This window comes from Deltaproteobacteria bacterium, assembly GCA_026388545.1.
Taxonomy (GTDB): Bacteria; Desulfobacterota; Syntrophia; order Syntrophales; family UBA2185; genus JAPLJS01.
On the sequence record JAPLJS010000072.1, the window covers coordinates 23,476 to 35,192 of the forward strand.

The following is an 11,717-nucleotide window of genomic DNA, read 5'->3' on the forward strand; positions in this document are numbered from 1 at the left end:
GTTATAAATAGTGTCGGGCGGGATTCCCAATCTACCCAATGGTGAACATTTGCCTTGCTGGTAAAGAACAACGGGAGGACAGGCGTCCCGCCTGTCCGTAATATGAATGAAATGAAAATGATCATCACTTTACCCGCCAGTATAGAGCAAGGACGCAGCAATGACGACGTATATTATGAAAATACTTGTAATTTTCTAAAAAAATAGTATTTTAACATTCGCGGATCAATATAAATCAAAAAATTCGTATATTAACTTTCTGATTGACATATCATGAACAGACAACTCTTTCAAAGTGTTACAAAGTTGCGGGTCCAAGAAGCTAAACTGAAGGCTTTGAAAATTCCGATGCCTCAATATTCCGACAAGGAATATGCCTTTCCTGATGACGTCGTAACAAAAACGGCGATAATCAAGGTGGTTATTGCTCGTATAACCGGGAAGAACGCGTAAACATATTCGGGAATAATGGGGGTATGGTCAGTGCGGTTGTGGAGTTTACATCCCGGTTATCTTGACGCTAAGGGCCTTCTCTCGCTTTGGCGGGAAGGTTTGCTTGCCCGGAAAGTTCTGCAAGAGCAGACAATAGGCTATAAGAATCATCCTCAATTGGATAGGTTTAAAGTCCATTTGCAGCCGCTGGCCGCAATAGAATGTTATCTCCGGTACGTATACAAAGAAGCTGTCAAGCGTGGATACCGGTTTGATTCGGATAAGCTTGGTCCAGGGCAACGGTGTTCAAAAATCCCGGTAACAGAGGGTCAACTTGAATATGAGTTGAATCATTTAAAAACGAAATTGAAGTTGCGGGATCCGGCGCAATATCAGAAAATTTGTGCCGTTCTGAAACCGGAAGCTCACCCGATCTTCAGGGTAGTAGAGGGTGGCATTGAATCCTGGGAGAAGAGATAACAATATAACTTCACAAATTGAACTATGGAGGCGCCTTATGAGTATGGACAATACAATGTGGGAAACCATGAAGTGGCAGATAATGCAAAACCGGTTGGGATATAACGATGAGGAAATGAAAATATTTCGGGAAGATCCTCGAAATGAGGACATCTTATCCAAGGTGCCTGGGCTGGTGAACAAGACAATCATTGCGGAAGTAGTAGCTTCGCATGGATGTAACAGTCAGCACAAGGTTGGTGATACGTTCCATTTTGACAGTGCGGGGAATCTTTTAACCGCACTCTGTCCGAAAAGGATATGTGTCTATGCATTGAGTGCGATTACGTCCCAGATTTTCACGGCAACTGAGTTTCTTTATGCCGGTGTTGATCCAAACCAGATGAGATTCAAGCGGGCTGCCTGCTTTGACGTCGGCGTAGAGTGTGGAGGATGGGGGCGCGTCGTGATGGAAATCAGAGTGGAAGATCGGAAGAAATCCTGAAAAAGCGTTCGATAGATATAGGCGATAAGGCACGTTTCTTTGCTCTGGAGCAAAAGGATATCAAAAGACATCCATTTGCGGTGTTCGTTGTTGTCCTATGGGAACGGGCTTCATGGGTCCGATATGCATAACGTTTGGAAGGAGAAGAATCTATTCTCACGAATGCCGTAAAGGAACATCACAAAACCCGCTCCGCTCACTTTTTTCACGCGAACACGCTGCAAAATCCACCTTTTGCAAAGAAGAGTGAGAAGGATCTCAATTGTCAGAACTTCTCTTGGGAATAACGCGCGCACTGGAAGCTTTTGCCCAGTTCACACCACACACAGGAATCCGGCACCGTTTCCGCCATGGAAAGTTTCGATTCGCACTTGCCGCAGAGGCGTTCCTCGCCGTGTTTCATCGGCCCGTCACATGGCGTTACGGACATCGGGCAGAGCAAGATGCATGAGTTGCAGTGCTTGCAGGATTCCGTACGGTCTCCAAGGGGATAGTCAATATGGCGCTCATTGCCGCGTCCCACAAATCCAAGGGCTTTTGCCCTCCAGATTTCCGTACAGACGCGCACACATCTCCCGCACAGAACGCAATTGCTATTTCTGAAGGGATAGCGGACTTCCTTCACGCCGCAGCGTACGGCTATGTCCTGGATAGCACGCGAGTTGGGCGCCTGGGAGACCAGAAGTTCTGCGATGTTGCGTCTCAGCCTTTTAATCTTATCCGTATTACTGAGAATTTCCATGCCTTCTTGCACAAGTAAAGTACATGAAGTCGTAATCTTTGAAGCGCCGTTTACTACATGTTCTACAATGCAGAGTCTGCAGGCGGCGATGTCATGTAAGCATGGAACATGACACAGATGTGGAATACAGATACCGTATTCGATAGCGGCATCAAGCACACTGGTTCCCTTTGAAGCCCGTATATTGGCACCATCAATTTTTAATGTAACATATTGTTGCATATCTCACCTCATCAATTGGCATTTATTGCTTCAAATTTGCAGTCGCTCGCACAGATGCCGCATTTACGGCATTCCTGAAAGTTGATGATGTGCGCCTGCTTTTTCTTTCCTTCAATGGCTCCGTGAGGACATGCTTTTATACATACGCCGCAGCCAGTGCACTTTTTCGGATCGATTGCGTATGTAATCAACGCGCTACACACGCCGGCGGGACAGTGTTTTTCCTTTATGTGTGCAATGTATTCCCCGGAAAAATATCGCAATGTTGAAAGGACCGGATTTGCTGCCGTCTTACCCAATCCGCAGAGAGATGTTTCGCTCACTGTTTCTGCCAAATCCTTGAGGAGTTCAATCTGCTCGGGACGGCCGCGTCCTTCGGTGATATCGGTAATGATCTCCAGCATACGGTCGATCCCCAGGCGGCAGGATACACACTTGCCGCATGACTCGTCCTGAAGGAATGCCAGGAAGTACTTAGCCACATCCACCATGCACGTAGCCGTGTCCATTACAACCATACCGCCGGAACCAACCATTGAACCCGCCTCATACAGAGCGTCAAAGTCTACAGGAAGATCGAATTTTTCTACAGGCAGACATCCCCCGGACGGCCCTCCGGTTTGCACGGCTTTTACGGGTTTGTCTTTATTGTCTCCCCCCCCTCCGATATCAAACACAATGGTATGCAAAGATGTTCCCATCGCTACCTCGACAAGACCCGTGTTCTTGACGTGACCCGTGAGAGCGAGAATTTTGGTTCCCTTGCTGCCTTTAGTTCCCTTGGAAGCAAACCATTTTGCACCATTGAGAATAATTGATGGCACATTGGCCCATGTTTCCACGTTGTTCAGGACAGTCGGCTTGTTCCACAGACCCTCCTGAACGGTGTGAACGTCCTTGGGCCGAGGTTCACCGACTTTGCCTTCCAGTGAGGCCATGAGAGCCGTGGACTCGCCGCAGACGAACGCCCCGCCGCCTCTGGCGATTTCCACGTCAAAGGAAAAGCCCGATCCCAGGATGTGCTCTCCCAGAAGCCCGTACAGCCGCGCTTGCTGTACGGCAAATCTTGCATGTTGCACAGCAAGGGGATATTCCTTACGTACGTATATATAGCCCTGACGTGCGCCAATGGCCCATGCTCCAATCAGCATACCTTCAATAACGAGGTGCGGATTACCCTCGAGGACGCTGCGATCCATGTATGCTCCCGGATCGCCCTCGTCTGCATTGCAGATGACGTATTTCTCGTCGCCGGGCGCAGCCTGGCACTCAACCCATTTGCGGCCGGTCGGGAAGCCTCCACCTCCACGCCCCCTCAAACCGGAATCCGAGATTTCCTTGATGACTGTTCTTGGCGCCATTCGGGAGAGGGTTTTTCCCAAAGCCGTGTACCCTCCAATTGCTATATAGTCCTCAATGGAGCAGGGATCGACCAGCTTGTTATATGACAGCAACTGTCTATCCTGAGCCCGGTAGAAAGGGATCTCCGCCTCCGTACGGATTTTCTTGCCGGAGACCGGGTCCGTGTAAAGCAGCCGCTCGATAATTTCGCCGTTGCGGATTGTTTTTGTTACAATTTCACCGGCATCCTTCGGTGTCAGGTGACAATAAAATGTGTTTGCCGGCTCGATAACCATGAGTGGCCCCTGTTCGCAGAACCCATGGCACCCTGTGGTGCGTACTTGAACATTTTTTACCAATTTCTGCTTTTTCAATTCGCTCCTGACCGCATCAATTACAGACGTTGCCTGTGATGCCTCGCAACCAGTTCCGCCGCACATGATAATGGTTGAACGGATATCCTCCCGCTTTTTCTGAAGCTGCTTGCGCAGGGCTTCAAGGTCTTTTGTGTGATTAATCTTACGCATGTTCAATTTCCCCCCTTTTCGTTCTGCGGGCTGAATCGATTAATGTGCGAAGTTTGCCGGGGGTTATGTGGTGGCGATACGTTCCATTTTGCACAACAATAGGTCCGAGGGCACAGGCCCCAAGACAGTTGACACGTTCAACCGTGAAAAGACCGTCAGCTGTCGTATTACCCGGCTTCACATTAAGTTGGCCTGAAACCTGATCGAGGAGCTGCTTGGCGCCACGGACGTGACACGCCGTACCCATGCATATTGTGAACACGTTTTTCCCGCGCGGCTTCAAGGTAAAAGCCTTGTAGAAACTGGCAACGCGATACACATCTATGAGGGGTACCCCTAGCTCTTTTGAAACGGTTCTCATGGCCTCTTTGGGAATGTAGCCGTAGTAGTCCTGCACATCATGGAGCACTTCAACAAGCTGGTGCGGCTGACTCCGGCGCCCTTTTAAAATTGAGTCAAGTGTGAATGAGTACATCTATGTATCCTCCATTTCAGAGTTTTTCATTGACATGCGTTTTTTTAAATGATATGGAAAAATATGTAAATGCGGTAATAATGCACTCAAATTACCCATATAATATATGCATAAATGATACTATTTAAGTGCATATAGACTGCCCATTCATTATTGGTATAAGCACAGATATTGCGATGGCTAAAACTCACTCTGCTATACCGGGGACTGCTTCTCCGGAGAAACACAATCCTCTGGAAGAGTTGTCCTTCTTCTGGCGAATTCCCCTGACTAATGAAACAGACCCCACAAAAGTCGGAGTTGCTCTCCGTGAACGCATCAAGGAACTGAATTGCCTCTATGGAATATCACAATTGGCTGAACGCTATCACGATTCCATTGATGATCTGCTGAAAAGTCTTGTTAATTTTCTTCCTCTTTCCTGGCAATACCCGGAAAGTACGTGTTCGAGAATAGTGTTCGAGGGAAAAACATACAAAAGCAGGGATTTCAAAGTTACTCGGTGGCGGCAGTCGTCACAGATCCTTATGTACAACGAGCCAGTGGGTGAAGTTGAAATATTTTACTGCGAAGAACAGCCGGCGTCCGATGAAGGGCCTTTTCTCAAAGAGGAACGCATTTTGCTGGACGCCGTGGCCGAACGAATCGGCGCCATTGCTACGCGTATTTCTTCTGAGCGTGAACTTCAGGAGATTAACAGACAGCTTAACGTGGAGCGAACGGCGCTGCAAGAGACAAACGCAGCACTGCGTGCCATTCTGGCGAGAATCGAAGAAGAGAAGATAGGTATTTACAAAGACATCCAGGCTAATATTGAGAAAATCATAATGCCTGTTTTACATGCATTAGCCCTGGAACTGCCGAGAGCTCAGAGGAAATATATAGAGATGCTGATTACCAGCATAGAGGAAATCACATCTCCTTTCATCAACCAGTTGTCTCATGAATACCACTCCTTGAGCCCGACAGAGATCACAATCTGTAATATGATCCGCAATGGACTGCGCACCAAAGAAATAGCTCAGCTCAGGGGTGTTTCCATGGCTACCATCAACCGCCACCGGGAACATATCCGCCGAAAGCTCAAGATCACTAACAGTGAGGTAAACCTCACTACGTATCTACAATCGGTCAGATGAACGAAGGACAGAAATTCGTCTTTTACATCTATGATGAAATCCCCTCAATATCCAGCCAGCGTTTGTATGAATACATTCCGGCAAGCGCCCTTACAGCGCGCTCCGGTGTGAGGAAGGCAACCCCTTTATAGAGACTCCCCTCGATATCCGTAATGGTACGGGTGCTCTCATCGGAAAGGAGGCAGACCCCCAATACCGGTTTGTTATACTTTTCCATCAAACGAACCACGTGTTCATTATAACTGAGTTCAAACTCGACCATCCGACGCGGGATTTTTTCAAAAAACTGACGGTCACACGTCTGATCAACCATGAGAGAGGATTCAATCATTCGTTTTATAAAGATCTGCCTGCCAAGAATGCCCAGGTGAATTACCGCATCACACCCGTCCCACTTCACTAACTCCTCCACCAGAATCATCGGAACAGAGAGATCCATCTCTGCAACCAGGTCGACGGGATTGGAGCGGCTCCAGTACGGTGGAAGAACTTGATCAATTCGCGATATTATATTCGTTGAAAGTTCAGGCACCTCCAGCCCATATTCGACGCACAGGTCTGCTGTAATGACCCCCCAGCCTCCACCTAAGGTCATGATGGCAATCCGCCTGCCCTTCGGCAAAGGCAGTGATGAAAATGCAGCAGAGAGATCAAGAAGGTCTATGGATGTTTCACCAAGTACAACTCCTGCCTGGCGGCATGCGGCTTTGAAGACTTTGATATTGGAAGCCATTGCACCTGTATGGCTGGCGGCAGCGCGGTCTCCTTCGCGGGTACGACCTCCCTTAAGCAAAATAACCGGTTTTTTACGGGCGACCCTTCTGGTTGAGTCAAAAAAACGCCTGCCGTCTTTTACACTCTCTATGTATAAAACGACCGTTTTCGTCAGGTCATCAAATTCGAGAATTTCCATGTAGTCTTCAATTGTGATCATCCCCTCATTTCCCGACCCTATGAATGCACGTATACCGATTCCCTCACCCTCGGCAAATGCTAAAAGCTGTGTTCCCAGATTCCCCGATTGGGCAACCAGCGTTGTCGAACCGGGCTTTGGCCGCACGTTCTGATATGTGCAGAATAAATTTTCATGAGGGTTACATATCCCCATTGTATTGGGTCCAAGAATAGTAATTCCGGCCTTATGCGCCTCTTCCACCAGCCGCTCCTCTAAACGCAGCCCTTTTTTCCCTGTCTCACTGAAACCTGATGTAACTAAGAGCATACTTTTAATATTCTTTGCCTTGAATTGAGGAATCAGGTCGATGACCTTTGCTGCGGGGACTATTACCACGGCAAGGTCTATAGGAGCGGGAATATCTGCCACAGATTTGAATACAGGCCTCCCTGCGATCTCACCACCCTTCTGATTGACCAGATAGATTTCCCCTTTGAAATTCCCGGCAACAATGTTGGTGAACAGTGTGTACCCCCATTTGCCGAAGGTGGAAGATGCACCGACAAGTGCAATTGACCGGGGACAGAAGAGGTTCCGCAGTGCCTTGATGTCAATTGGCAGCCGGGCGGACTTTTTCAAAGACATATCGCCAATAATGACCAGCGCATCCACAGCAGTCACCTGGCCATCCGGGCCGACAAGCAGGGGATTGACATCAACCTCTCTTACTTCCGGATGCTCAATACCCAGACGGGATAAACCAACAAGGGTGCGTACAATCAGTTCACGATTGACTGACTGCTCACCGCGAAACGGTCCCAGCAAGTCAAATGCCCGAATTTTATTTATCATATCGTGTGCATGTGTTTCATCGAGGGGTGCGATTCGAAACACCACATCTCCCAGCGCCTCGGCAAAGATACCGCCCAAACCGAACATGATAACCGGCCCGAATTGGGCATCATGAAACAGCCCGGCCATGAATTCTCGTCTGCCCTCAACCATATGGTATACAAGAAATCCTTCAAGGTCATCACCTGCCGCCCCGGTAATTTCATCGGCAGCTTTTCGGACATCATCAGCGCTTTTCAAATTCAGCTTAACAAGCCCGCGTTCCGTCTTGTGTGTCAGCCGGGCGCCGAGACCTTTCAGAACCACGGGAAAACCTGCAGCCTCGGCCTGTACTACGGCCTCTTCCAAACTGGAAGCGACGACTTCATCAACCACAGGCACGCCGTAATTTTTGAGCAGCGCTTTCGATTCCGCCTCTGTCAGGGCAGTTCTCCCTTCTGATTTTGCTTTCCTGATCAGTTCAGCAGCTTTCATAGATACCTCTCATGGTGATTATCACAGATTAATTGAGACCGATGCTTATCATACGTGATCATGGAGTGCAAATATCATATCGAAAAACAGAGCGAAACCAATAGATTGACATTTTCTTAAAAAAAATCTACATTTAACTATAGTGAATTCGTAATAGTTTTTAAAGTTACCCTCTGTCCTATCGGGGAGGGTAAGGGGGAATGAGAGTTTTATTTTTTGCAATCATCAAATATCACCAAAAACAGAGGAGGGATAGCGATGTTTGATTTTGTCAGGAAGATGACATTGGCCGGTGCAGGGTTGGCCATTATGACGACGGAAAAAATTCAGGAAATTATGAATGAACTCGTAAAAAAAGGAGAGATGACAGAGAAGGAAGCGCGCGAGGCCGTTGATGAATTTGTAGAAAAATCAAAACAGGCAAAAAATGACTTGGAAAAGAAGATGGAACAATTTGTGACCGGTTTCCTGAACCGTATGAACATCCCGACACGAAAAGAAATCGAGGCAATTAAAGAAAGACTTGCGCGGTTAGAAAAGGCCGATGAATCCAAGGAATGAAGACTTCACAAAAAGTCCGTCAGTGAGTTAAAAAGTATGGCAAAACAAAAAACATAAGTTTCAAGGCAAGCGAATCCTGGTTTTTTTAACAAAGCCTGTCCCGGGAGGCAAGTTCAGCAATAGGAGGGAGAATGTATGCGATTTCGAAAGGCGGGAAAGATAACGGACAATCTCTGGTACTTAGGCCGTGAGGAGGCGGGTGTTTATATCCTCGAGGGAAGAGACGGCGCGATCATGATCAACGGGGGGTTCAGTTACATAATCCACGACGTACTTCAGCAGATGAAGACGTTCGGGATCGATGCGGAAAAGATCGGGAAGCTGCTGATTCTCCATTCGCATTTCGATCATGTAGGAATCGTCCCATACTTCAAGCGGACCTTTCCCGATATAGAAATATATGCCTCGGCGCCGGCCTGGAAGATTCTCGCCATGCCCAAGGCCATAGAGATTATCAACAGCTTCAGCCGGTTAAGCGCAAAACAGATGGGGGTCGAGAATGCTCTGAATGCTTATAATATCGAATGGCGCGATGACATCTCCGGCGTCACTTTGGCCGAAGGGGATACAATAGACCTGGGTGATGTTCGTCTGTTGATTTTAGATACCCCCGGCCACTCAAACTGTTCAATTACCGCCTACGAACCCAACATGAGAACCATGTTCGCCTCCGATGCCGCAGGTATCCCCTACCAGAACTTCTGTTTCCCCTCCATGAATACAAATATCACACAATATCTTGAAAGCCTTGAGAAATTAAGACCTTTGCCGGTTTCCTTCCTCTGTGGGGACCATTACGGCTATATCACCGGGGATGAGGCGGGCCGGTTCATTGATCTGACCTTCGAAGAAGGCCGCAAATGGAAAGGCATCATGGAGGATGTATACCGCAGGCATGACGGGGATATCGACGCTGCTGGAAAGGCCATCACTGATTATTTCTATCAACAGATGCCTGATTATTTTATTGCGAGGGACATTCTCGAAGGGGTCTTTAAGCAGATAGTCAAGTTTATCGCTAAAAACCTGTAAAAAAGCCACAGAGACAGTAATTCCCGTATTCATTCATTATCGGCAATAAATATAAGTCGTTAACTAATGAAATGTGCCCTAATGCAAAAGCATTTTCAAGGTAGTTGCCTATGCTGAAAAGAGAAGTATCCGTTATTGTAATTCTGATACCGCTATTTTTGCTCTGTTTTATAGGCCTTTGTTATTGCGGCGACGAAAGAGAATTCATTCCGTGGGATTATACTAATCAAAAGGGTGAAGAAAACGTAAATCAAAACAATAACGATATATCATCACCCATGGCCTTTCTTTTGATGAAAGGGATTACGATATTTCAAGAGTATATATCCGTCGTGGATGGAGATCGCTGCCCGCTGAAGCCGACATGTTCAACATACGCTCTCCAAGCGATAAAGAAACATGGTTTTTTTATCGGTGCTATAATGACTGTCGATAGACTGATTCATGAAAGTGATGAAATTCGATATGCTCCCGTCATTGTACATGGTGAAAGCATACGTTTCCATGACCCTGTCAGCAATAATGATTTTTGGTTTGACAAAGATAAGCGTCATTAAGGAGGGGTTGTGGGTAAAGGTATGTCCTTGACTTCGTAGTATAATGCGATTAAATCGTTCATACAAGAACACGTTGACAAAAGGAGAGTGATCATGAAGGTTGTGGCAATAAATGGAAGCGCGAGAAAAGACGGCAATACAGCGATTCTGCTTAACCTTGTGCTGGATGAGTTGAAGAAGGAGCGCATACAGACGGAGCTGATTCAGCTGGCAGGGCATTCAATGGCCGGTTGCAGGGCCTGTTACAAGTGCTTCAAGAATAAGGACCGTCGTTGCGCAGTTAAAAAAGACATCCTCAATGACCTGCTGACAAAGATGGATGAGGCAGACGGTGTCCTTCTGGGATCACCCACCTACTTCTCAGATGTTTCGGCAGGAATGAAGGCTTTTATTGAGCGATGCGGTTTAGTTGCACGCGCCAACGATTATATGTACAAACGAAAAGTGGGAGCTTCGGTCGTCGCAGTCAGACGTGCAGGGGCCATTCCCGCGTTCAATTCCATGAATCTTTTTCTGCATTATATGCAAATGGTCATGCCCGGTGCAAGCTACTGGAGTATCGGAATCGGCAGAGACCCCGGTGATGTGTTGAAAGATGAAGAAGGCGTTCAGACAATGAAAACACTCGGCGAGAACATGGCATGGCTTCTGAAAAAACTCCATTCAAAGAAGGCTTAAATTTTACAGACGATTAATACTGAAACCCCAATGTCGTTGACTTAAGAATATTATCTCTTTCAAGTCCCCCTTTGTAAAGGGGGATTCAGGGGGATTTTAATTGCATTCCGTAAAATCTCCCCAAACCCCTCTTTAGAAAAGAGGGGGGTCAAAGTGCTTAAGTCAATGTCATTGACTTAAACCCGATATTAAACAAAGACCTCCTGCTAAAAAATGATGTTAATAGCCCGACGGTTCTCCAGAGAGTCTGTACAGGCTTTTTTTGAAATCGAGTCTTGACGCCTTCGTAAAAAGTCCGAAAATCCCTACTTTGTCATTCCGGACTTGATCCGGAATCCAGTTCTTTCCAGTAGTTACATAACTCTGGATTCCGGCTTTCGCCGGAATGACGACTTTTTACGGGTTCGTCAGTCTTTCTTCCTTAAATATTTCTTGCACTATATATTGTATTATGGTAGTAGATAGCCACAATATGTTGTGTTTAGATTGATTTGAGGAGGTTCGGTTATGGGAATCAAGACACTCAGAGCAAATGATATTATTATCGCAAAATTGGAATTTCGGGGATTCAGATCAAAAGGAAAACTTTTGAAGAAATTTAGGCATTTCATTGAAAACAGTAACTGGGATGAATATCTGCTGAAGTATGAAAAATGGATAGACGTGTGTTCCGTTATCGTTATTGCAGCGGCTGTATTATTTTTTGTTCCTGTTGCTCTATCTGTGCTATGAGCGATTAATAATCAGTGGATGTCCCCAATACGTCATTATGTTACGAGGAGGTTACAGGTGTGAAAGCAAAGGATATCAGCCAAACCGTTGGCAA

Annotated in this window: 12 protein-coding genes; 8 read left to right on the forward strand and 4 right to left on the reverse strand. The window is 46.8% G+C overall.

Features of this window, described 5'->3' with window-relative positions; genetic code table 11:
- The first annotated feature begins 483 nt into the window (after positions 1 to 483).
- Both NTW12_08610 and NTW12_08615 read left to right on the forward strand, forming a co-directional pair.
- Complete coding sequence (locus tag NTW12_08610; GenBank protein MCX5846404.1) at positions 484 to 912, forward strand: pyrimidine dimer DNA glycosylase/endonuclease V; 429 nt, start codon at positions 484 to 486, stop codon at positions 910 to 912.
- Positions 913 to 955: 43 nt separating this feature from the next.
- Positions 956 to 1,396 carry a hypothetical protein gene (locus tag NTW12_08615; protein ID MCX5846405.1) on the forward strand — a complete coding sequence of 147 codons (441 nt, stop codon included), beginning with the start codon at positions 956 to 958 and terminating at the stop codon, positions 1,394 to 1,396.
- Positions 1,397 to 1,661: 265 nt separating this feature from the next.
- On the opposite strand, the gene NTW12_08620 is transcribed toward NTW12_08615, so the two are convergent.
- The 3 genes from NTW12_08620 to NTW12_08630 are packed head-to-tail and all read right to left on the reverse strand — an operon-like array spanning position 1,662 to position 4,703.
- Positions 1,662 to 2,360 (reverse strand): 2Fe-2S iron-sulfur cluster-binding protein, encoded by a 699-nt coding sequence (locus NTW12_08620; GenBank protein ID MCX5846406.1) that lies wholly within the window; start codon positions 2,358 to 2,360, stop codon positions 1,662 to 1,664.
- A gap of 11 nt (positions 2,361 to 2,371) precedes the next feature.
- Complete coding sequence (locus tag NTW12_08625) at positions 2,372 to 4,228, reverse strand: 4Fe-4S binding protein (protein MCX5846407.1); 1,857 nt, start codon at positions 4,226 to 4,228, stop codon at positions 2,372 to 2,374.
- Complete coding sequence (locus NTW12_08630) at positions 4,221 to 4,703, reverse strand: NAD(P)H-dependent oxidoreductase subunit E (GenBank protein ID MCX5846408.1); 483 nt, start codon at positions 4,701 to 4,703, stop codon at positions 4,221 to 4,223. The genes NTW12_08625 and NTW12_08630 overlap by 8 nt, the downstream gene beginning before the upstream one ends.
- Positions 4,704 to 4,879: 176 nt before the next feature.
- Here NTW12_08630 and NTW12_08635 point away from each other — a divergent pair, with 176 nt between their 5' ends.
- Positions 4,880 to 5,842: a helix-turn-helix transcriptional regulator gene (locus tag NTW12_08635; GenBank protein MCX5846409.1), complete on the forward strand. Its 963-nt coding sequence runs from the start codon at positions 4,880 to 4,882 to the stop codon at positions 5,840 to 5,842.
- A gap of 28 nt (positions 5,843 to 5,870) precedes the next feature.
- On the opposite strand, the gene NTW12_08640 is transcribed toward NTW12_08635, so the two are convergent.
- Positions 5,871 to 8,063, reverse strand: a complete 2,193-nt coding sequence (locus NTW12_08640) for an acetate--CoA ligase family protein (GenBank protein ID MCX5846410.1) — start codon at positions 8,061 to 8,063, stop codon at positions 5,871 to 5,873.
- A gap of 258 nt (positions 8,064 to 8,321) precedes the next feature.
- Between NTW12_08640 and NTW12_08645 the strand changes: the two genes are divergently transcribed.
- From NTW12_08645 to NTW12_08665, 5 genes are all read left to right on the forward strand, one after another.
- Positions 8,322 to 8,624, forward strand: a complete 303-nt coding sequence (locus tag NTW12_08645) for a phasin family protein (protein MCX5846411.1) — start codon at positions 8,322 to 8,324, stop codon at positions 8,622 to 8,624.
- Positions 8,625 to 8,759: 135 nt separating this feature from the next.
- Positions 8,760 to 9,656, forward strand: coding sequence for an MBL fold metallo-hydrolase (locus NTW12_08650; GenBank protein ID MCX5846412.1), 897 nt, complete (start codon positions 8,760 to 8,762; stop codon positions 9,654 to 9,656).
- Positions 9,657 to 9,766: 110 nt separating this feature from the next.
- Positions 9,767 to 10,213 (forward strand): membrane protein insertion efficiency factor YidD, encoded by a 447-nt coding sequence (gene yidD / locus NTW12_08655; protein MCX5846413.1) that lies wholly within the window; start codon positions 9,767 to 9,769, stop codon positions 10,211 to 10,213.
- Between the two features lie 93 nt (positions 10,214 to 10,306).
- Positions 10,307 to 10,891: a flavodoxin family protein gene (locus NTW12_08660; GenBank protein ID MCX5846414.1), complete on the forward strand. Its 585-nt coding sequence runs from the start codon at positions 10,307 to 10,309 to the stop codon at positions 10,889 to 10,891.
- A gap of 507 nt (positions 10,892 to 11,398) precedes the next feature.
- Positions 11,399 to 11,623, forward strand: coding sequence for a hypothetical protein (locus tag NTW12_08665; protein ID MCX5846415.1), 225 nt, complete (start codon positions 11,399 to 11,401; stop codon positions 11,621 to 11,623).
- Positions 11,624 to 11,717 lie beyond the last annotated feature (94 nt).

What these genes read in the sequence shown, in the direction of transcription:
- NTW12_08635 (MCX5846409.1), top strand. Translation starts at nt 4,880, where the DNA reads ATGGCTAAAACTCACTCTGCTATACCGGGGACTGCTTCTCCGGAGAAA.
- NTW12_08615 (MCX5846405.1), top strand. Translation starts at nt 956, where the DNA reads ATGGACAATACAATGTGGGAAACCATGAAGTGGCAGATAATGCAAAAC.
- NTW12_08665 (MCX5846415.1), top strand. Translation starts at nt 11,399, where the DNA reads ATGGGAATCAAGACACTCAGAGCAAATGATATTATTATCGCAAAATTG.
- NTW12_08630 (MCX5846408.1), bottom strand. Translation starts at nt 4,703, where the DNA reads ATGTACTCATTCACACTTGACTCAATTTTAAAAGGGCGCCGGAGTCAG.
- NTW12_08640 (MCX5846410.1), bottom strand. Translation starts at nt 8,063, where the DNA reads ATGAAAGCTGCTGAACTGATCAGGAAAGCAAAATCAGAAGGGAGAACT.
- NTW12_08620 (MCX5846406.1), bottom strand. Translation starts at nt 2,360, where the DNA reads ATGCAACAATATGTTACATTAAAAATTGATGGTGCCAATATACGGGCT.
- NTW12_08625 (MCX5846407.1), bottom strand. Translation starts at nt 4,228, where the DNA reads ATGCGTAAGATTAATCACACAAAAGACCTTGAAGCCCTGCGCAAGCAG.
- NTW12_08645 (MCX5846411.1), top strand. Translation starts at nt 8,322, where the DNA reads ATGTTTGATTTTGTCAGGAAGATGACATTGGCCGGTGCAGGGTTGGCC.
- NTW12_08650 (MCX5846412.1), top strand. Translation starts at nt 8,760, where the DNA reads ATGCGATTTCGAAAGGCGGGAAAGATAACGGACAATCTCTGGTACTTA.
- NTW12_08660 (MCX5846414.1), top strand. Translation starts at nt 10,307, where the DNA reads ATGAAGGTTGTGGCAATAAATGGAAGCGCGAGAAAAGACGGCAATACA.
- yidD (MCX5846413.1), top strand. Translation starts at nt 9,767, where the DNA reads ATGCTGAAAAGAGAAGTATCCGTTATTGTAATTCTGATACCGCTATTT.